Consider the following 19,969-nt stretch of genomic DNA (forward strand, 5'->3'; position numbering starts at 1 on the left):
CGCGTACACCGTCCGGTCGTTCGCGTCACGCCACGTGTACTCCCCCTCGGCCGCGCTGTGCCCGCGCAGGCTCAGGCTCTGGAGGTTGGACGCCGAGGACCACGCAGAGGACCGGAAGTCGGCCAGCTCCGGCTCGACCAGCTGGTAGGCCAGCGGGTCCTCGTTGTCGCCGGACGCCCGGTCCCGCCCGGGGACCACCAGCATCTGCAGGTCGCTCCCGCTGTAGCGGAGCTGGTGCCGCCCGTTCTCCCCCGCCCGCGCCCAGCCGGTGTGCACGGCGACCGTGAAGCCCGCCGGGTCCTGGCGCATCGCGAAGTCCGTGCCGAGGTCCGGCGGCGCCCCGGCCGTGTGCTGGGCGGGCGGTGTGGTGGCCGCGTTCGTGGGCGCGGCGGAATGCGTCGGCGCGTGCGTCGTCGGCTTCGCGCCGCCGTCCCCGGCCCCGCCGGACATCGCGGCCGGCACCGAACGCGTCCCGTGCGCACCGCCGTTGGAGGTGTCGCGGTGCGGCATGGCCAGCAGCGCGTACAGCACCACGGCGACCAGCACCACCAGCACCGCGATCAGCAGCCGCGCTCCCAGGCGCCGCGGCGCGTCCTCGCCGCGCGCGGGCCGGCGCGAGACGACCTGCTCGCGGTGGTAGAGCTGCTCCTGCCGCATCGAGGCGCGCTCGGCCGTGGACTGCCGCGGAATGCGCGCCTTGGCCGGGGCCACCGCCACGGACGCGTGCGGCTGCCTGCCCGGCTTGGCCTGCTTCGGGATCCTGGCCGTCCTGGCCTGCTTGCCGCGGGCGTGCCGGCGGTGCTGCACACCGCCCTCGGCCGCCGCCGCGGCCTTCCGCCGCCGCCGGACGAGTTCGCCGCGGCGCCGTTTGACCGGCAGCCGCGTCGGGTCGGTCGGCACCTGCACGGTGTCCACGCCGAGTTCGGGCTCGGGCGCGGACCGGACGAGCGACCGCAGCCAGCCGCCCAGCTCCTCGGCCTCGGGCCGCTCCTCGGGGTCCGGACGGAGCAGCGACTCGACGACCGGCCGCAGCGGGCCGCAGTCCTCCGCGAACGCGGGCGGCTCGGCGCACACCAACTGCACCAGTTCCGCGGCGGATTCCTCGGGGTACGGCGGGTGCCCCTGGACGCTGCGGAACAGCAGCGAGCCGAGCGCCCACAGGTCGGCGGCCGGACCCACCGGCGGCGAGAGCCGCCAGTTCTCGTGCACCTCGTGGGCCTGCTCGGGTGCCCACCGTTCGGTGACGGCGCCGACGACGGTGATCCGGTTCTGCCGGGCCCGCTCCACCTCAAGCGCCGACTGCGGTCCGTGCCAGGCGTGTTCGGCACCGCCCTCGACGCCGGCCAGCACCTCCTCGGGCACCGGGTCGTACCCGCACACCGCCTCCTGCGCGGCGCCGGCCGCGAGCCCGGCGAGCATCGCCCGGCCGTCGTCGCAGACCAGCACGGTGGAGGCGGTGACGTTGCGGTGGACCCAGCCGTTGGCGTGCAGGGCGCGCAGCGCGGTGAGCACGTCGGCGGCCACCTCGGCCGCACGGAAGGCGTCCAGCGGGCGCTCGGCGAGTAACGCGGCCAGCGGGCGTCCCGGCACCAACTCGCTGGCGATCCACAGGCTGCCGCCCTCGACGAAGATGTCGAAGACCTGCACCAGGCGCGGGTGGTCCGGCACCGCCGCGGCGGCCCGCGCGGCCTCCAGGGCGCGCCGCGCGCTGTCCCCGGGCCCGTCGGGGTCGTCGGAACTCCCCGCGCCGTCCGGCAGTTCGGCGCTCACGACCTCCGGCAGCAGCACCTGGTGGACCAGGACCTCCTGCCCGCTGTACGTGTCGAAGGCGCGGGTCTCGACCAGTTCGAACTCGTCGGCCGGCGGCCTGGGCAGCCGGTAGCGGTCGGCGAGCACCCGCCCTGCGTATTCGTCCACGGTGCCCCCCTTCGGCCCGGTCGTTCTCCCGCCTGAACCGATCCGTTCCGGACACTTCCGGATGCGGACGGTCCACGCCTCCTCACGATACGTGCTAAGGGCGCCGCCGGTCAGTCCGTCGGCTCGAACGACGAGAAGAAGCCCTCACGGATCGCCGTGGCGGCGCCGCTGCCCCAGTCGGTCTGCGGTTGCGAGACCATGATCGCGTACCCGTGGGTGCTGTCCGTGACGAATCCGCGGTTCCTGACGTGGATCTTCTCCCCGCCACCGGTGCGCGTGAACTCCCAGTCGGCGGCGGTGGGGTAGTCGCGGTAGCTGACCGGCTTGATGAAGAGCAGCTTGTAGCCGGGAGTCGAGGCCGCCACGCCGGGCTCGGCGCTCCGCCAGTCCGCGGCGGCGTCCTTGTGGGGCGAGGACGTGAAGTCGACCTGCACCCGCGGATATCCGCCGCTCGCGCTGAAGATGGCACCGCCGCCGCCTTGCGTGGTACCGGTCCGACTCCAGCCGGGCGGCAGGGCGATGGAGAAGTGGTACTTCGCATCGGTGACCTTGTGCCACCCCGCCGGCACCGCCCCCGGACCCGAACGCGCCGGCGTCGAGGCCCCTCCGGTGGACGGCTGGGACGACGCCTTGGGGCTGCCGGAGTCCGCCGAGCCCCCCTGCCCGTCGTCCTTGCCCTTCTTGTCGCCCTTCCCGTTCTTGCCGTTGCCGTGAGTGGCGCTGGGCGAGGTGGACGACGACGTGGTGGTGCCGCCGGTGGAGCCGTTCTTGGTGTCCCCGGAGCCGCCGCCGCTGCCGCCGGAGTTGGCCACGACGACGCCTATGACCGTGCCGAGCACGGCGATCGCCAGCACCACGGCGGCGATGACGAGGGTGCGGCGCGGTACGACGTCGGTGATCGAGGAGGGCGCGGGCGGGCGGGCGACCTCGGGCGTGCCCGGCTCGGGCGCCGGTCTCGGCTTGGCCGCGGCCTTGCGCACCGACCGCAGCGCGTCGCGGACCTTCGTCTGGTCCGCGGGCGGGGTCAGCGGGGCGGGAGGCGTGTCGGAGGACAGCACGGAGGTGCGGCCGTCGGACGGCGGCGGGGTGTCCGCGGGCTCCGCGGGGGGCTCGACGGCCAGCACGGCGGTGCGCGCGTTCGCGGAGGCCGGGGGCGGGGTCGCGGGACGGTCCGGGGTGCTGGCGACGGAGACGAGCAGGGCGCGGGCGCCGGGCTCGTCGAGGCGCTGCGCCGGGTCCTTGACCAGCAGGCCCCGGATGACATCGGCGAGCGGGCCGGCGTTGGTCATCGGGCCGACCGGCTCGGTCATCACGGCGGTGAGCGTGGCGATCGCCGAGCCCTTGTCGTAGGGCGGGCGGCCCTCCACGGCGGCGTAGAGCAGGGCGCCCAGCGACCACAGGTCGGCCGGCGGCCCGGGCTTCTGGCCGCGGGCGCGCTCGGGCGAGATGTACGAGGGCGCGCCGACGAGCATGCCGGTGGAGGTCACCGACGGGTCGCCGTCGATCTGCGCGATGCCGAAGTCGCTGAGCACGACACGGCCGCCGCCGCCCGGGCCGTCCGAACGCCCGTCGGCGATCAGCACGTTGGACGGCTTGACGTCACGGTGCAGGATGCCCTCGGCGTGCGCGGCCTTGAGCACGTCCAGCAGCACCAGGCCGACCTCGGCGGCGCGGCGCGGGGTGAGCGGGCCGTCCTCGCGGATCACGTCGGACAGCGAGCGGCCCTCGACCAGTTCCATGACGATCCACGGCCGGTCGTCCTCCTTGACGACGTCGAAGACCGTGATGGCGCCGGTGTTGCGGATCCGCGCGGTGGCCTTGGCCTCGCGCAGGGTGCGGGTCACCAGCCGGCGCTTCTCGTCCTCGTCGACGTTGCCGGGGAAGCGCAGTTCCTTCACGGCGACCGTGCGGCCGAGCGTCTCGTCCACCGCGCGCCACACGGTGCCCATGCCGCCCTTGCCCAGCATGGCGCCGAGTCGGTACCGGCCGGCGAGTAGGCGTCCGTCGGTACGTTCGACCTCGGTCATGGCTTCCCTCTGCTGTGCCGGCATCTGTTCAGGCGATGGTGATGATCGTGTGGCGGTGCTGTGGCGGTCGCGGCGATGAGTCGGAGTGGTCGGCGGGGGGTCGGTGGGCGGCAGGTGTGAGTCCCCATCATCCCCGAAGCGGGGACGGCGATGCGAACCCGGCCTACCCGGCGAACATCTCCTACCCGGCGATCGCGTCCTATCCGGCGGAGAGCCGGAAACCGGCCACGGCGTTGTCGAAAACCGGCCGGTACTGCTCCCAGACGGCGTCCGGCGCCGACAGGTACACCGCGTACTCGGTGCCGCCCGGCTTGCCGAAACCGAGGTCGATCGCGTGGAACTTGCGCGACGTCCCCTGGAAGGTGAACTCCCAGATGGCCGCCGGCTCCCCGAACTGCTCGGTCGGGTCCAGGCGTTCGCGGTGGTACGTGGGCCCGACCTGGTGGCGGGTCTGCGGTTCCAGGTTCTTCCAGTGCTCCAGCGGGCTGGTGCTCCCGTACTCCAGGGCGCTGATCTTGAGGTCGACCTTGCCCGTCGGGTCGATGTAGTCCATCTGGTCGCCGCCCTCCGCGACCTGGCGGTGCCAGCCCTCGGGCACGGGCACGGAGTAGCCGCGGCTGGGCATGCTGACCAGGTGGTAGCCGTCGGGGACGGGAGGCGGCGGCGTGGTGAGCGGTGTCGTCGGGGTCGCCGGCGCCGTCGTGGTCGGGGTGGCCGCCGGGCCGCCGGTGGTGACGGGCCCGGTGGTGGGTCCGGCCTGCGGGTCCCCGGACGTGCCGACGTACTGCCGGACCGCGAAGGCCGCGCCCGCCGCCAGCACCACCACGACCGCCGCGGCCGCGAGCCACGGCGTCACCCGGCGCCTGCGCCGCGGCGGGTGCGGCTGCCGGCCGCTGCCGGTGTCGTAGGGCGGCGGGCCCCCGGCGCCGTACGGGGGCTGCACCGCCGTGCCGTGGGGCTGCTGCCGGCCTGTGCCGTACGGAGATTGCGGGCCCGTGCCGTAGGCGGGGTGACCGGCCGGGCCGTACGGGGACGGGGCCACCGGGCCCCGCGGATGGGGGACGACCGCGGTCGGGGCCTCCTGGCCGGCGGAGCCCTTGGTGTACCGGCCGACCAGCGCGGTGTCCTCGTCGGCGGCCAGGCTCCGCAGCATCCGCTCGGCCTGCTCCGCCGACAGCCGCTGCTCGGGCTCCTTGGCCAGCAGTCCGGCGATCACCTGCGTGAGCGCCCCCGCGTTGCGGGCCGGCGCCACCGGCTCCTCGGCGATCGCGTACGCGGTCTCGATGGCGGTGGGCCGGCGGAACGGCGAACTGCCCTCCACCGCCTGGTAGAGCGTGGCGCCCAGCGCCCACAGGTCGGCCTCCGGGCCGGGCATGGCGCCGCGGATCCGTTCCGGCGACAGGAAGTCGATGGAGCCGATGAGTTCGCCGGTGCGGGTCAGCGTGGAGGTGCCCGACGCCTGGGCGATGCCGAAGTCGGTGAGGACGACCCGGCCGCGGCCGGCGCCGTCCTGGTCCTGCCCGTCCCCGGCGGCCTCGCCCAGCAGCACGTTGCCGGGCTTGACGTCGCGGTGCAGCACCCCGGCGGCGTGCGCGGCCCGCAGCGCGGCGATCATGCCGCGGCCGATGCGGGCGACCTCGTCGACGGGCAGCGCCCCGCGCTCCTTGAGGAGTTCACCGAGGGTCATGGACGGGACGTACTCCATGACGATGGACGGCAGGCCCGCGTCGTCGACCACGTCGTGCACGACGATGACGTTCGGGTGGCTGATCCGGGCCGCGGCCCGGGCCTCGCGGCGGGTGCGCTCGAAGAGGGTGGCGAGTTCGTCGTCCTCCATGTGCGGCTGCGGCGGGTGCAGCTTCTTCACCGCGACCTGACGGCCGAGCAACTCGTCCTCGGCACGCCAGACCGTGCCCATCCCGCCGCGGCCTATCCGCTCCAGCAGCCGGTAGCGGCCCGCCACCAACCGTCCCTCGTCGACCTGCCCGACCATCTCGCGCCCCTCCGCCGGCTCCCCCGATCGCGCGTCCGTACCGCCGCGCCCAGGCAATCCGCCTAGAGAGGAACGATATCGGGAGCGCCCAGCCGGGCGGCATCCGCGGTCTGGTCGTCGGGCTGGAGTTGGGATTCGCGCTCGGCCTCGACGCGCTTGTCGTAGTACTCCACCTCGCGGTCGATCTGCGCCTGGTCCCAGCCCAGGACCGGTGCCATCAACTCCGCGGCGTCGCGCGAGCTGAGGGTGCCGCGGTCGAAGGTCTCGATGGAGATCCGGGTCCTGCGGGTCAGCGCGTCCTCCAGGTGGCGGGCGCCCTCGGCCTTGGCCGCGTACACGATCTCGGCCCGCAGGTAGTCGTCGGCGGCGGGCAGCGGCGCGCCCAGCGACGGGTCGTCCGCGATGAGGTCGAGGACCTCCTCGGCGAGCGAGCCGTACCGGTTCAGCAGGTGCTCCACGCGGGCCACGTGCACCCCGGTGCGGGCGGCCGTGCGGGCGCGGGCGTTCCACAGCGCCTGGTAGCCGTCGGCGCCGACCAGCGGCACCTCCTCGGTGCAGCAGGGCGCGACACGCTGGTTCAGGCCGTGCACCGCCTCGTCGACGGCGTCCTTGGCCATCACCCGGTACGTCGTGTACTTGCCGCCGGCCACCACGACCAGGCCCGGCACCGGGTGGGCGACGGTGTGCTCGCGGGACAGCTTGCTCGTGGCGTCGGACTCGCCGGCCAGCAGCGGCCGCAGCCCGGCGTACACGCCCTGGACGTCGTCCCGGGTGAGCGGTGTGGACAGCACCGAGTTGACGTGTTCGAGCACGTAGTCGATGTCCGCGCTGGAGGCGGCCGGATGGGCCTTGTCGAGGTCCCAGTCGGTGTCGGTGGTGCCGACGATCCAGTGCCGTCCCCAGGGGATGACGAACAGCACGCTCTTCTCGGTGCGCAGGATCAGGCCGGTGGTGGAGTGGATCCGGTCCTTGGGCACCACGAGGTGGACGCCCTTGGAGGCACGGACGTGGAACTGGCCGCGCTCGCCGATGAGGGCCTGCGTGTCGTCGGTCCACACACCGGTCGCGTTGACGATCTGGCGGGCCCTGACCTCGTACTCGCCACCCGCCTCCACGTCCTGGACCCGGGCGCCGACCACGCGTTCGCCCTCGCGCAGGAAGGCCACCACCTTCGCGCCGTTGGCGACGTGGGCGCCGTAGCCGGCCGCGGTACGCGCCAGGGAGACGACGAAACGTGCGTCGTCCATCTGGGCGTCGTAGTACTGCAGCGCTCCCACCAGGGCGTCCTTGCGCAGACAGGGCGCGACGCGCAGCGCGTGCTTGCGGGTCAGGTGGCGGTGCAGGGGCAGGCCGCGGCCGTGGCCCGAGGAGACGGACATCGCGTCGTACAGGGCCACGCCGGATCCGGCGTACAGCCGCTCCCAGCCGCGGTGCTCCAGCGGGTACAGGAAGGGCACCGGCCGCACGAGGTGCGGGGCCAGCTTCTCCAGCAGCAGGCCGCGTTCCTTGAGGGCCTCGCGGACCAGGGCGAAGTCGAGCATCTCGAGATAGCGCAGGCCGCCATGGATGAGCTTGCTCGACCTGCTGGACGTTCCGGACGCCCAGTCGCGGGCCTCGACCAGGCCGGTCGACAGGCCGCGGGTGGCCGCGTCCAGCGCGGTGCCGGCGCCGACGACGCCGCCGCCCACCACGAGGATGTCCAGTTCCCGCTCCGCCATCCGGGCCAGTGCTTCGGACCGGTTGGTCGGGCCGAGAGTTGTCGTTCGCATCCGTGCCTCCGTGACTGCGCCGCCCGCCAGCGGGCCGCTTTCCCTGAGTTTCCTGATGCTCTCTCGATAGTGACGGGGATGACGGCTACCCACCAGCCGAGGGCTGACGCGCGAGCTCGCGAAGTGGGCGGCCCCCGGGCTTCCCGCACGTGGCGGACAACCAGGGCAGGCCGCCCGCGGAGCGAGTGAGAAGGAAGACCGAGCGACAAAACCGAGGGCTGACGCGCGAGCTCGCGCAGTGGGCGGCCCCCGGGCTTCCCGCACGTGGCGGACAAGCAGGGCAGGCCGCCCGCGGAGTGAGTGAGAAGGAAGACCGAGCGACAAAACCGAGGGCTGACGCGCGAGCTCGCACGGCGCGCCGCTTGGTCATATCAGTGATTTGTCTGGTTAGCCTGTTTTAACGCTCTTTCTGGGGCCACTCGTGGAGGACCGACGCCATGCCCGCAGACCTCGCAGTGCTCGGACTCGGCCACACCGGACTCCCCCTCGCCCAGGCGGCCACCGCCGCGGGCGTCGGCGTCATCGGCTGGGACCCCGACCCCGTGGCGGTGGCCGACATCAACGCCGGTCGCGTCCCCCCGGGCGCCCTGGCCGCCGCCGACCTGCGCCGGATGCTCGCCTGCGGCTTCCGGGCGAGCTGCGACCCCACCGTCCTCGGCCGGGTGCGGACCGCGGTGATCTGCGCCCCCACCCCGCTCGGCGAGGCCGTCGACGGCGGCAGCCCCGACCTGACCGCGGTGGCCGCCGCCGCCCGCGCGCTGGCCGCCCATCTGCGCCCGCACACCACCGTCGTCCTGGAGTCCGCGGTCTACCCCGGCACCACCGAGCAGTTCCTGCGGCCGCTGCTGGAGGCGCACGGGCTGCGGGCCGGGCGCGACTTCCACCTCGCGTACTCCCCCAGCCGCCTCGACCCGGGCAACCGGGCCTTCCATCTGGCCAACACGCCGAAGGTGGTGGGCGGCTGCACCCCGGCCTGCACGGAGGCGGCGGCCGCGTTCTACGGCCGGTTCACCGAGCGGGTGGTACGGGCCCGCGGGCCGCGCGAGGCCGAGGCGGTCAAGCTGCTGGAGACCGACTACCGGCACGTCAACATCGCCTTCGCCAACGAGATGGCGGTGTTCTGCCACAGCCTCGGCATCGACGTCTGGGACGTCATCCGGTGCGCCGAGACCAAGCCGTTCGGCTTCCAGGCGTTCCGACCCGGCCCCGGCGTCGGCGGGCACGCGCCGGCCCTGGACCCGGGCGCGGCGCCGCTGTTCGCCACCGCAGCGGTCGACGGCCGCTCCCGGCTGCCCGGCCACCCGCTGCGGATGGTCGAGCTGGCCCAGGAGGTCAACGGCCGGATGCCCCGCTACGTGGTGCAGCGGGCCGCCGCCCTGCTCAACGAGCACGGCAAGTCGCTGCGCGGCGCCCGGGTGCTGCTGCTCGGCGTCACCTACAAGGCCGACCTCGCGGACCAGGAGGGCGCCCCCGCCCGGGAGATCGGCGCCCGGCTCATCGAACTCGGCGCCCAGCTCGGCTACCACGACCCCTATGTGCCGCAGTGGCGGGTCCTGGACCGGCCGGTGCCGCGCGCCGACTCCCTGTGGGAGGCCGCGGCGGACGCGGACCTGACGCTTCTTCTGCAGCACCACCGCACCTACGACTTGCAGGGGCTGGCGGTCAAGGCGCAGCTGCTGCTCGACACCCGGGGCGCGACCCCGGCAGGCGCCGCCGCCCGGCTCTGACGAGGGGGCTGGACGGGGGCTCGACGGGGGGGCGGCCGGCTTCCGGTACGCGGTGTAGTGGTCGTGTAACGACCGGATGAATCGTCTTGTCCGGATGTCGTTCCGCACTGCTAGATTTCGGCGTCATTCGTCGTACACCGCGATCGCGTGCGATTCCGTCACATGTCCCCGGGGGAACCTTCCATGAGCGCCAACTACCCGCCGCCGCAGCAGCCCGCGCCCGGCCAGAACCCGTACGGCCCGCCGCCGCAGGCGCCGTACGGCGCCCCGCCGCAGGGTGCCTGGGGCGCCCCGCCGCAGCAGCCCGGCTTCAACGGCGCCGCCTACCCGCCGCCGGCCCCGATGGCGCCGATGGCCCAGCGCGACAACGCCGGCCTCGGCATCCTCGCCGGGCTCGGCGCGGTCGTCGTCTCGGCGCTCCTGTACGGCCTGCTCATCAAGGGCACCAAACACGAGATCGGCTGGGCGGCCCTGGCCGTGGGCGCCCTGGTCGGGCTGGCGCTCGGCAAGGTCGGCGGCCGCAACCCGGTGCTGCCCTTCGTGGGGATCCCGCTCGCGCTGCTCGGCGTCTACCTCGGCCAGCTCTTCGGCCTCGCGCTGATCGCGGCGAGTGCCAACGACGTCGGCGTCGTCGACGTCTTCACCCAGCACTTCAGCTTCCTGCAGCACGCCTGGAAGGAGTCCCTGGGCGCCAAGGACTTCCTGTTCTTCGGCATCGCCGGCCTCGAGGGCTTCGTCTTCACCAAGCGTGTCGCGCGCTGACCGGCCACGACCGGTCACCGAACTAAAGGGCCCGTACCGCGGTGGCGGTACGGGCCCTCGTGCGTGACGCGCTCCGGTCGGACCGGGCGGCTCAGCGGTGGTGGGTCGGCGAGACGGTGACCTCGACGCGCTGGAACTCCTTGAGGTCCGAGTAGCCGGTGGTGGCCATCGAGCGGCGCAGCGCGCCGAAGAAGTTCATCGAACCGTCGGGGGCGTGGGAGGGGCCGAGCAGGATCTCCTCGGTGGTGCCCGCGGTGCCCAGGTTCATGCGCTTGCCGCGCGGCAGCTCGGTGTTGACCGCCTCCATGCCCCAGTGGAAGCCGCGGCCGGGGGCGTCGGTCGCCCGGGCCAGCGGCGAGCCCATCATCACCGCGTCCGCGCCGCAGGCGATCGCCTTGGGCAGGTCACCGCTGGAGCCGAAGCCGCCGTCGGCGATGACGTGCACGTAGCGGCCACCGGACTCGTCCATGTAGTCGCGGCGGGCCGCGGCGACGTCGGCCACCGCGGTGGCCATCGGGACCTGGATGCCGAGGACGTTGCGGGTGGTGTGCGCCGCGCCGCCGCCGAAGCCGACGAGGACGCCGGCCGCGCCGGTCCGCATCAGGTGCAGGGCCGCGGTGTACGTGGCGCAGCCGCCGACGATCACCGGGACGTCCAGCTCGTAGATGAACTGCTTGAGGTTCAGCGGCTCGTGCGAGCCCGAGACGTGCTCGGCCGAAACGGTGGTGCCGCGGATCACGAAGAGGTCCACGCCCGCGTCGACCACGGCCTTCGAGAACTGCGCGGTGCGCTGCGGGGAGAGCGCGGCGGCGGTCACCACACCGGCCTCGCGCACCTCCTTGATCCGCTGGCCGATGAGCTCCTCGCGGATCGGCTGGCTGTAGATCTCCTGCAGCCGGGCCGTGGCGCGGTGGTCGTCCAGCTCGGCGATCTCGGCGAGCAGCGACTCGGGGTCGTCGTAGCGGGTCCACAGGCCCTCGAGGTTCAGCACGCCCAGGCCGCCGAGCTTGCCGATGCGGATGGCCGTCTCCGGGGAGACGACGGAATCCATGGGGGCGGCCAGGAACGGCAGCTCGAAGCGGTAGGCGTCGATCTGCCAGGCGATCGAGACCTCCTTGGGGTCCCGGGTCCGCCTGCTCGGCACCACGGCGATGTCGTCGAAGGCGTAGGCCCTGCGGCCTCGCTTGCCCCGCCCGATCTCGATCTCAGTCACGTCCTGTGCCTCTCTTTTCCGGCTCCGCCCTCAGTATCCCGCACCCCCGTGGCGACGGTTCGCTCTGTCCGGCCTCCGTCCACCTGCGGTGTGCCCCGATTCGCCCTGTGCGGACGAAGGGCAACCATCAGGGGCGCGGGGTCCCCCAGGCTTCGCCCGGAAGGTGCCCCCAACGCGAGCAACCGGCCACCGGCCGGTGGTCCGGAGCGGACCGAACAGCCCCTTCGGGGCGGCAGACGGAGTGCGGCGCCGTCGTGGCTGGTCGCGCAGTTCCCCGCGCCCCTACGGGTTGCCCTCTCCCCAGAGAAATGGAACCCCAGCCCGGGGAGGCGAACCGTGGGACGGGTGGGGGACCCGTGGCCGGGGGGAGAGGGCCCGGCTCTTACGGGCTGTTCCGAGGCGAAGCCTCAGCCGTGATAGTTGGGCGCCTCGACCGTCATCTGGATGTCGTGCGGGTGCGACTCCTTCAGCCCGGCCGCGGTGATCCGCACGAACCGCCCCTTGGTCTGCATCTCCGGAACGGTCACCGCCCCGACGTACCCCATCGTCTGGCGCAGGCCGCCGACGAGCTGGTGCAGCACCGCGGACAGCGGGCCCCGGTAGGGCACCTGGCCCTCGACGCCCTCGGGCACGAGCTTGTCGTCGGAGGCGACCTCGGCCTGGAAGTAGCGGTCCTTGGAGTAGGACCGGCCCTGCCCGCGCGACTGCATCGCGCCGAGCGACCCCATGCCGCGGTAGGACTTGAACTGCTTGCCGTTGATGAAGAGCAGCTCGCCCGGCGACTCCTCGCAGCCGGCCAGCAGGCTGCCGAGCATGACGCTGTTCGCGCCCGCGGCCAGCGCCTTGCCGATGTCGCCGCTGTACTGCAGGCCGCCGTCGCCGATCACCGGCACCCCGGCGTCCTGGCAGGCCATCGCGGCCTCGTAGATCGCGGTGACCTGCGGGACGCCGATGCCCGCGACGACGCGGGTGGTGCAGATGGAGCCGGGGCCGACGCCGACCTTCACGCCGTCCACGCCCGCGTCGATCAGCGCCTTCGCGCCGTCCCGGGTGGCGATGTTCCCGCCGACGACGTCCACCGGGACGTTCGACTTGATCTTCGCCATCCAGTTCAGCGCGTTGCTGTTGTGGCCGTGGGAGGTGTCGACGACCAGGAAGTCGACGCCGGCGCCGACCAGCGCCTGGGCGCGGTCCAGCGCCTCGGGGCTCGCACCGACGGCCGCGCCCACCAGCAGCCGGCCGTCGGCGTCCTTGGCGGCGTGCGGGTACTGCTCGGCCTTCACGAAGTCCTTGACGGTGATCAGGCCGCGCAGCCGGCCGTCCTCGTCGACCAGCGGAAGCTTCTCGATCTTGTGGCGGCGCAGCAGCGCCATCGCGTCGACGCCGGAGATCCCGACCTTGCCGGTGACCAGCGGCATCGGGGTCATGACCTCGCGGACCTCGCGGGTGCGGTCGGTCTCGAAGGCCATGTCGCGGTTGGTGACGATGCCGAGCAGCCGCCCGGACTCGTCGGTGACGGGCACACCGCTGATGCGGAACCGGGCGCACAGGGCGTCGGCCTCGGCGAGGGTGGCGTCGGGGCGGACCGTGATCGGGTCGGTGACCATGCCGGACTCGGACCGCTTGACCAGGTCCACCTGACTGACCTGGTCCTCGATGGACAGGTTCCGGTGGAGGACGCCCACGCCGCCCTGGCGGGCCATCGCGATGGCCATCCGCGCCTCGGTGACCTTGTCCATCGCCGCCGAGAGCAGGGGGATGTTCACCCTGACGTTGCGGGAGATGAGCGAGGATGTGTCGACCTCGTTGGGCAGAACCTCGGACGCCCCCGGCAGGAGCAGCACATCGTCGTAGGTCAGTCCGAGCGTGGCGAACTTCTCGGCTACTCCGTCGGCGTTCAGCGACATGACACCTTCCCGAATGGTCTTGCCCGGCGAGATGTTCAATGGTAGTGGCTACGCCGGTATTCCCTTGACCGCCGGGTACGCCACTTACACCCCGTACACGGCTTGCGGGTGGTACACGGCGTACAGGCGGTACATCACGTACATCCCGTGCATCCCGGCAGCCATCCCGTACGTCCCGGCAGCACTGCGCGCCGTTCGCACGTTACGCGCTGAGCCCCGGGGCGTCCGTGGCCCGCGCTTCCGCCGTCTCCTCGGCGATCGCCCGCAGCCGGCTGAGCGCGCGGTGCTGCGCGACCCGTACCGCTCCGGGTGACATCCCGAGCACCTGTCCGGTCTCCTCGGCGCTGAGCCCGACCGCGACCCGCAGCAGCACCAGCTCGCGCAGGTGGTCCGGCAGCCGGTCGAGCAGCTTCTTGGCCCAGGCGGCGTCGCTGTTGAGCAGCGCCCGCTCCTCGGGACCCAGCGAGTCGTCCGGCTTCTCGGGCATCTCGTCGGACGGCACCGCGGTGCTGCCCGGTCCGCGCATGGCGGCCCGCTGCAGGTCGGCGACCTTGTGGGCGGCGATGGAGACGACGAACGCCTCGAACGGCCGCCCGAGGTCGCGGTACCGCGGCAGCGCGCACAGCACCGCCAGGCACACTTCCTGCGCCAGGTCGTCCACGAAGTGCCGGGCGTCACCGGGCAGCCGGGACAGCTTGGTGCGGCAGTAGCGCTCGGCGAGCGGGTGGACGTGCGCGAGGAGGTCGTGCGTGGCCCGCTGGTCGCCGTCGACGGCGCGACGGACGAGGGCACCGATGGCCGGAGTGTCGTCGTCGCGCATCCACCCATGGTGCCTCGCCCCGGGACGTTCCGCCGCATCGCGGCCGTACTTCTGCACCGAAGCGTTATGAGCCGTGTCGTCGCGGGCGCTTTCGTCCGTGCCCGACGCCCGCACTGTCACGGCCGCTGTCATCTCCACCATGTGCGGCCCCCGCCGATCCCCGAGGAAGTCCATACATCAAGCATGCGTCCTCCCCCGGGAAACCGAGGACTCGTGGGCGATGCCACCGTGGGCCGGGGTGCGTTCGGCCCGGCTCAGCGCACCAGGCCCCAGCGGAAGCCGAGTGCCACCGCGTGGGCCCGGTCCGAGGCGCCGAGCTTCTTGAACAGCCGCCTGGCGTGGGTTTTCACCGTGTCCTCGGAGAGGAACAGCTCGCGGCCGATCTCCGCGTTGGAGCGTCCGTGGCTCATCCCCTCCAGCACCTGGATCTCCCGGGCGGTGAGGGTGGGGGCCGCGCCCATCTCCGCCGACCGCAGCCGGCGCGGGGCGAGCCGCCAGGTGGGGTCCGCCAGCGCCTGCGTGACCGTGGCCCGCAGTTCGGCGCGCGAGGCGTCCTTGTGCAGGTAGCCGCGGGCGCCGGCGGCGACGGCGAGCGCCACACCGTCGAGGTCCTCGGCGACGGTCAGCATGATGATGCGGGCGCCGGGGTCGGCGGACAGCAGCCGCCGTACCGTCTCGACGCCGCCGAGACCGGGCATGCGGACATCCATCAGGATCAGGTCCGACCGGTCGGCGCCCCAGCGGCGGAGGACTTCCTCGCCGTTGGCGGCGGTGGTTACACGCTCGACGCCGGGCACGGTGGCAACCGCGCGGCGCAGGGCCTCTCGGGCGAGCGGGGAGTCGTCGCAGACGAGGACGGATGTCATGGCCGCCCCCCGCAGCTGAACCGCGTCACGTTGTGCCTCCAGGCTGTACGAAGTACGAATCTTCACCGTGTCTTCACCGAGGCGGTGGACGGCCTCGGGCAGATGCCCGATTCATGTGCCGCGCCAACCGCTTCCGCCAGACTCAACGACCCTCACCCGAAAGAGTTACGAAGTTTGGTCGTAGCTTTCGGCACTCTACGTGATCATGCACATACGGATCGCCCACGCCGCAGGTCGGAACGGGTGAGACAGCGCTTTCCCGGCGCCCGGAACCGGCTCGCGCGCCCCTCCGCAGCCCACCCCGATGCTGCCGATCAGCCGTTACGTGCTCGATGTCGGGGTTTGCACTGTTTGGCGGCTCTTTTCTGATGTGCGGGGTAATCGTCGCTAGATTGGCGATGAGTCATATTTACATCTACTACGACAGTAGATGTACGGTCGGAGGCGATCGGAAGATCGAGCTCCATGACCTTCCCGCACACTCTGAGGGGATGAGCAATGGCCGACTTCTCCCGCCTTCCCGGACCGAACGCGGATCTCTGGGACTGGCAGCTCGTTGCCGCCTGCCGCGGTGTCGACAGCTCGCTGTTCTTCCACCCCGAGGGCGAGCGGGGGGCCGCTCGCAGCGCACGTGAGGCCGCCGCCAAGGAGGTGTGCATGCGCTGCCCGGTACGCGCCGAGTGTGCGACGCACGCCCTGGCCGTCCGCGAGCCGTACGGGGTGTGGGGCGGACTCACCGAGGACGAGCGCGAGGCGATGATGGGCCGCTCGCGCAACCGGTCCGCCGACCGTGACGACGAGCACCTCGACCACGACCTGGACGGCGACCGCGAGCTGCAGCACGACCGGGAGCACCGCCACCGCCGGCGTGAGCACGCGTACGAGCACCGGGCCGAGTACCACCAGGAACACGAGTACCACGAGTACCACGACGAGTACCAGGGGCACGCGAGTTCGCTGTCGCCCTGAAGAATCGATTCTTCTGACGATCCCCCCGTTCGCCGCCATGACATCACCCAGGTGGGGCAACGGGGCCGGGGGAACGCCGTCGGGGCGGGATCAGGGCGACGGTCACGGCAGGAGGGGCGGGAGCGACCGGGAGCAGGGGGAGCAACGGGGAGGGGGGCGGGGGCGACGGGAGGGGCAGTGACGTCGGAGCGGCACAGGACGGCGCGGGCCGTCAGGCGGGGGCCGGCTGGGCGCTCTGGCGCAGGGCCGCGCGGGCGAGGCGGCCGAGCATGATGTCCACGGCCGGCACATGGGCCAGGTCCGGCAGCGTGAGGGCCACGATCTCCCGCTCCACCGCGGGCCGCATCTCCACCACGGCGACCCCCTTGGGGCGCACCGACTCCAGCGCGAGCTGCGGCAGCACCGCCACCCCGAGCCCGGCGGCGACGAGGCCCACGACGGCCGGGTAGTCGTCCGTCGCGAAATCGATCCGCGGGCTGAAACCGGCCCGCTCGCACACCTCGACCAGATGCCGCCGGCAGCGCGGGCAGCCGGCGATCCACTCCTCCTCGGCGAGTTCGCCGATGGCCACGGGTTCGGTGCGGCCGGCCAGCCGGTGGCCCGCCGGCACCAGGCCGACCAGCCGGTCGGTGAGCAGCGGGCGCACCACCAGGTCGGCCCACGACTCCTCGGCGGGCGTCGGCAGGTCCACGTACCGGAACGCGAGCGTGATGTCGACGTCACCGGCCCGCAGCAGGTCGACCGAGCGCGGCGGCTCGGCCTCCACCAGGGAGATCTTCGTGCCCGGGTGGTGGGCGCGCATGTCCGCGACGGCGCTGGGCACGAGCGTGGAGCTGCCGGACGGGAACGAGCCGAGGCGCACCCGCCCGGCCCTCAGCCCGGCGATCGCGGCGACCTCCTCCTCGGCGGCGGTGAGGCCGGCCAGGATGCCGGCCGCGTGCCGTACCAGCGCCTCGCCGGCCTGGGTCAGCCGCATCTCGCGGGCGCCGCGGACCAGCAGCGGGGTGCCCGCGCTCTGTTCCAGGGCCTTCATCTGCTGGCTGACCGCGGGCTGGGTGCAGCCGAGGTCGCGGGCGGCGGCGGAGAAGGAGCCGGTGCGGGCGACGGCGCGCAGCACGCGGAGATGACGGGCCTCGATCATGCCTCAACCATAAGCGGAGCTTAGGGGTATCGGACAGTTATCGGTGATGGACTTTGAGGTGGGGTGCGGTCAGGCTGAGGAGGCATGGACGCCATGGATGCGCACACGCCGGTCCCGTCGGTCCCCTCCCCGCCCGGGGCCGTTCCGCCCTCTCCCGTTCCCGCGGCCGGCCCGTCACCCGCCGCGGTGGCCGCGGCCGGCCCGTCACCCGCCGCGGTGGCCGCGGCTGAGTTCCCCGGGCTCGAACCCGGCTATCTGAACACCGCCACCCTCGGAGTGCCGCCGCGCCGCGCGGTCACGGCGATGCGGGAGGCGCTGGACGCGTGGGAGTCCGGGCGGTCGTACACCGACCGGTACGAGGCGGCCGTGGTGGCGGCGCGGGCCGCGTACGCGCGGATCACCGGCGTGGCGGTGGAGCGGGTGGCACTGGCGAGCACGGTCGCCGGAGCGGTCGGGCTGATCGCCGCGCAACTCCCTGAAGGCGCCGAAGTGGTGCTCGCCGAGGGCGACTTCAGCTCACTCGTGCAGCCCTTCGCCGGGGCGCCCGGCGTGCGCCCGCGCATCGTGCCGCTCGGGGAGGTCGCCGCCGCCGTGCGGCCGTCGACCGCGCTGGTCGCGGTCAGCACGGTGCAGTCGGCGGACGGGCGGGTCGGGGATCTGCCCGCGATCCGGCAGGCGGCGGCCGCACACGGCGCCCGGGTCCTGCTGGACGCCACCCAGTCGGCGGGATGGCTCCCGCTGGACGCCTCCCGCTACGACTACGTCGTCTGCCACGGCTACAAGTGGCTGCTCGGTCCGCACGGGGCCTGTTTCCTGACGGTGGCCGAGGGGGCGGAGGCGACGCTGTCCCCGGGGTTCGCCGGATGGTACGCGGGGGACGACCCGTGGGCGTCCTGCTACGGGCCGGTCCCGCGGCTCGCGCCCGGGGCCCGGCGATTCGACGCCCGCCCCGCGTACCTGTCCTTCGTCGGGGCCGCCGCCTCCCTCTCCCTGATCGAGGAGATCGGCGTGCCCGCCATCCACGCCCACGACGTCGCGGCGGCGGCGAGCCTGCGCGAGGGGCTGGCCGGGCTCGGCTACGCGCCGGTGCCCGGCGACTCGGCGATCGTCGCGGTCCCCGGTGTCCCGCCCGCCGCCGAGGCCCGCCTGGCCGCGGCCGGCGTCCGGTTCTCCTCCCGCGCGGGCAATCTCCGCCTCGCCCCGCACCTCTACACCGCCCCCGCCGACCTCGCCCTCGCCCTGGACGCCCTGGCGTGACCCGGCCCCACGCCCGCCTGCCCGCGCCCTACCGCGGCCGCGGCCCCGGCCCGGGGCCGCGGTAATCCGGTGGAGAGGGGGAGGCGGGGCGTGCTGGAATGCGCGGATGGATCGGGACGAGGTACTCGCGGAGTTCGACCGGCAGATGCGGCGAGAGGCGGTGTCGGACGACCTGGGCGCGCGGATGGAGCGGACGGAACGGCTCGTCCGGCAGGTGGGCGGCACCGCCCACACCTGGGCCGGCGTGCTCTGGTCCGGCCTCGACGACGGCACCGCCGACGAGGCGATCGCCGCCCAGACCGCCTGGCTGGCCGGCCCCGAGGGCCGCGGCCGCGAGTTCGAGTGGAAGCTGTACTCGCACGACCGCCCGGCCGACCTCGGTGACCGCCTGCGCCGCGCGGGTTTCGTGCCCGACCCCACGGAGACCCTGATGATCGCGGAGGTCGCCGCCCTCCCGACCGAGGTCCGCCTGCCGGACGGCGTCCGTCTGGAGCCGGTGACCGACGCCGCCGGCGTCGACCTCGTCGCCGCCGTGCACGAGCGGGCGTTCGGCGCGAGCGCCGCCCGCCTGCGCGACCGCCTCCTCGACCAGCTCGCGCAGACGGCCGACGGGTCCCTGACCATGACCGTGGCGATGGCCGGCGACGAGCCGGTGTGCGCGGCCCGCATGGAGATCACACCGGGCACGGACTTCGCCGGCCTGTGGGGCGGCGGTACCGTCGAGGAGTGGCGCGGCCGCGGCATCTACCGCGCGCTGGTCGCCCACCGGGCCGCGCTCGCCGCGGCCCGCGGCATCCGCTACCTCCAGGTCGACGCGACCGACGACAGCCGTCCCATCCTGCAGCGCCTCGGCTTCGCGGCGCTCAGCACCACCACGCCGTATCTCATCCAGGGGTGACCGTGCCGTACGTGCTCAGCGTCAACATAGGCCGCCCGCGGCCGAATCCGTGGAAGCGCCTGCCGGCCACCGGCATCGACAAGCAGCCGGTGAGCGGCCGCGTCGCCGTGACCGCGCCCGGCCCGAAGGGCACCGGGGCCGTCGGCCTGGCCGGTGACCGTGCCTACGACGTCAAGCACCACGGCGGCGACGACCAGGCGGTGTACGCCTACGCGCGTGAGGATCTCGACCACTGGGAGGGCGAGTTGGGCCGTACCTTCGCGCCCGGCTCCTTCGGCGAGAACCTCACCACCTGCGGCCTGGACCTCAACGCGGTGCTGATCGGCGAGCGCTGGCGGATCGGCACGGTGCTGCTGGAGGTCTCGGCCCCGCGCATCCCGTGCGCGACGTTCGCCGGGTGGCTGGACGAGAAGGGGTGGATGCGCACGTTCACGCGGGCCGCGCGGCCCGGCCCGTACCTGCGGGTCGTCGAGCCCGGGGAGCTCGCCGCCGGGGACGATCTCGTCGTCGAGCACCGGCCGCAGGACCGGCGGGTGACCGTCGCGGAGTGCTTCCGCGCCCTCACCACCGAGCCCGAACTGCTGCCGCTGCTGGCCGACTTGCCGGCCCTGCCCGCCGAGGACCGGGAGGCCGTCCGGCAGCGGCTGGCCCGCACCGGAACACCAACGGCGGCCGAAGGCCCGGGCGGCCCGTCCTAGGCTTC

General features: G+C 73.5%; 14 protein-coding genes and 1 pseudogene. 6 read left to right on the plus strand and 9 right to left on the minus strand.

Going from position 1 to position 19,969, the window contains the following annotated elements; all coding sequences use genetic code 11:
- The 4 genes from K7862_RS29785 to K7862_RS29800 form a co-directional block, all read right to left on the minus strand.
- Positions 1 to 1,917, minus strand: a 1,917-nt coding sequence (locus K7862_RS29785; RefSeq protein WP_222967868.1) for a serine/threonine kinase C-terminal domain-containing protein, incomplete at its 3' end; no start/stop codon positions are given.
- 110 nt (positions 1,918 to 2,027) lie between these two features.
- On the minus strand, positions 2,028 to 3,944 hold the full coding sequence (locus K7862_RS29790) for a serine/threonine-protein kinase (protein ID WP_222967870.1): 1,917 nt from the start codon (positions 3,942 to 3,944) through the stop codon (positions 2,028 to 2,030).
- A gap of 199 nt (positions 3,945 to 4,143) precedes the next feature.
- Positions 4,144 to 5,937, minus strand: coding sequence for a serine/threonine-protein kinase (locus K7862_RS29795; protein WP_222967872.1), 1,794 nt, complete (start codon positions 5,935 to 5,937; stop codon positions 4,144 to 4,146).
- 62 nt (positions 5,938 to 5,999) lie between these two features.
- On the minus strand, positions 6,000 to 7,706 hold the full coding sequence (locus K7862_RS29800) for a glycerol-3-phosphate dehydrogenase/oxidase (protein ID WP_222967874.1): 1,707 nt from the start codon (positions 7,704 to 7,706) through the stop codon (positions 6,000 to 6,002).
- A gap of 437 nt (positions 7,707 to 8,143) precedes the next feature.
- Here K7862_RS29800 and K7862_RS29805 point away from each other — a divergent pair, with 437 nt between their 5' ends.
- Positions 8,144 to 9,433 carry a nucleotide sugar dehydrogenase gene (locus K7862_RS29805; protein ID WP_222967876.1) on the plus strand — a complete coding sequence of 430 codons (1,290 nt, stop codon included), beginning with the start codon at positions 8,144 to 8,146 and terminating at the stop codon, positions 9,431 to 9,433.
- A gap of 183 nt (positions 9,434 to 9,616) precedes the next feature.
- A complete protein-coding gene (locus K7862_RS29810) occupies positions 9,617 to 10,195 on the plus strand; it encodes a hypothetical protein (protein WP_222967878.1) in 579 nt (192 codons plus the stop codon).
- 91 nt (positions 10,196 to 10,286) lie between these two features.
- Here K7862_RS29810 and K7862_RS29815 read toward each other — a convergent pair whose 3' ends face one another.
- The 4 genes from K7862_RS29815 to K7862_RS29830 all read right to left on the minus strand — a co-directional run bounded on the left by K7862_RS29815 (position 10,287) and on the right by K7862_RS29830 (position 15,001).
- Positions 10,287 to 11,408: a GuaB3 family IMP dehydrogenase-related protein gene (locus tag K7862_RS29815; protein ID WP_222967880.1), complete on the minus strand. Its 1,122-nt coding sequence runs from the start codon at positions 11,406 to 11,408 to the stop codon at positions 10,287 to 10,289.
- 407 nt (positions 11,409 to 11,815) lie between these two features.
- Positions 11,816 to 13,315 (minus strand): IMP dehydrogenase, encoded by a 1,500-nt coding sequence (gene guaB / locus K7862_RS29820; RefSeq protein WP_222967882.1) that lies wholly within the window; start codon positions 13,313 to 13,315, stop codon positions 11,816 to 11,818.
- 202 nt (positions 13,316 to 13,517) lie between these two features.
- Positions 13,518 to 14,135 (minus strand): sigma-70 family RNA polymerase sigma factor, encoded by a 618-nt coding sequence (locus K7862_RS29825; protein ID WP_262414038.1) that lies wholly within the window; start codon positions 14,133 to 14,135, stop codon positions 13,518 to 13,520.
- Between the two features lie 254 nt (positions 14,136 to 14,389).
- Complete coding sequence (locus K7862_RS29830) at positions 14,390 to 15,001, minus strand: response regulator transcription factor (protein WP_003948568.1); 612 nt, start codon at positions 14,999 to 15,001, stop codon at positions 14,390 to 14,392.
- 498 nt (positions 15,002 to 15,499) lie between these two features.
- Between K7862_RS29830 and K7862_RS29835 the strand changes: the two are divergent.
- Positions 15,500 to 15,781, plus strand: a pseudogene (locus K7862_RS29835) (WhiB family transcriptional regulator); the annotation flags it as partial.
- A gap of 400 nt (positions 15,782 to 16,181) precedes the next feature.
- Here K7862_RS29835 and K7862_RS29840 read toward each other — a convergent pair.
- Positions 16,182 to 17,111, minus strand: coding sequence for a LysR family transcriptional regulator (locus K7862_RS29840; RefSeq protein ID WP_222967884.1), 930 nt, complete (start codon positions 17,109 to 17,111; stop codon positions 16,182 to 16,184).
- Positions 17,112 to 17,204: 93 nt separating this feature from the next.
- On the opposite strand from K7862_RS29840, the gene K7862_RS29845 reads away from it, so the two are divergent.
- From K7862_RS29845 to K7862_RS29855, 3 genes are all read left to right on the plus strand, one after another.
- On the plus strand, positions 17,205 to 18,368 hold the full coding sequence (locus K7862_RS29845) for an aminotransferase class V-fold PLP-dependent enzyme (RefSeq protein WP_222967886.1): 1,164 nt from the start codon (positions 17,205 to 17,207) through the stop codon (positions 18,366 to 18,368).
- A gap of 106 nt (positions 18,369 to 18,474) precedes the next feature.
- Positions 18,475 to 19,266, plus strand: a complete 792-nt coding sequence (locus K7862_RS29850) for a GNAT family N-acetyltransferase (protein WP_222967887.1) — start codon at positions 18,475 to 18,477, stop codon at positions 19,264 to 19,266.
- A gap of 2 nt (positions 19,267 to 19,268) precedes the next feature.
- Positions 19,269 to 19,964, plus strand: a complete 696-nt coding sequence (locus tag K7862_RS29855; protein ID WP_222967928.1) for an MOSC domain-containing protein — start codon at positions 19,269 to 19,271, stop codon at positions 19,962 to 19,964.
- Positions 19,965 to 19,969: the final 5 nt, after the last annotated feature.

The sequence above is a fragment of the Actinacidiphila acidipaludis genome, assembly GCF_019890725.1.
GTDB lineage: Bacteria > Actinomycetota > Actinomycetes > Streptomycetales > Streptomycetaceae > Actinacidiphila > Actinacidiphila acidipaludis.

Excerpts from the sequence above, each read along its gene's own strand:
- K7862_RS29790 (WP_222967870.1), bottom strand. The coding sequence starts at position 3,944 with ATGACCGAGGTCGAACGTACCGACGGACGCCTACTCGCCGGCCGGTAC.
- K7862_RS29795 (WP_222967872.1), bottom strand. The coding sequence starts at position 5,937 with ATGGTCGGGCAGGTCGACGAGGGACGGTTGGTGGCGGGCCGCTACCGG.
- K7862_RS29800 (WP_222967874.1), bottom strand. The coding sequence starts at position 7,706 with ATGCGAACGACAACTCTCGGCCCGACCAACCGGTCCGAAGCACTGGCC.
- K7862_RS29805 (WP_222967876.1), top strand. The coding sequence starts at position 8,144 with ATGCCCGCAGACCTCGCAGTGCTCGGACTCGGCCACACCGGACTCCCC.
- K7862_RS29810 (WP_222967878.1), top strand. The coding sequence starts at position 9,617 with ATGAGCGCCAACTACCCGCCGCCGCAGCAGCCCGCGCCCGGCCAGAAC.
- guaB (WP_222967882.1), bottom strand. The coding sequence starts at position 13,315 with ATGTCGCTGAACGCCGACGGAGTAGCCGAGAAGTTCGCCACGCTCGGA.
- K7862_RS29825 (WP_262414038.1), bottom strand. The coding sequence starts at position 14,135 with ATGCGCGACGACGACACTCCGGCCATCGGTGCCCTCGTCCGTCGCGCC.
- K7862_RS29830 (WP_003948568.1), bottom strand. The coding sequence starts at position 15,001 with ATGACATCCGTCCTCGTCTGCGACGACTCCCCGCTCGCCCGAGAGGCC.
- K7862_RS29840 (WP_222967884.1), bottom strand. The coding sequence starts at position 17,111 with ATGATCGAGGCCCGTCATCTCCGCGTGCTGCGCGCCGTCGCCCGCACC.
- K7862_RS29845 (WP_222967886.1), top strand. The coding sequence starts at position 17,205 with ATGGATGCGCACACGCCGGTCCCGTCGGTCCCCTCCCCGCCCGGGGCC.
- K7862_RS29850 (WP_222967887.1), top strand. The coding sequence starts at position 18,475 with ATGGATCGGGACGAGGTACTCGCGGAGTTCGACCGGCAGATGCGGCGA.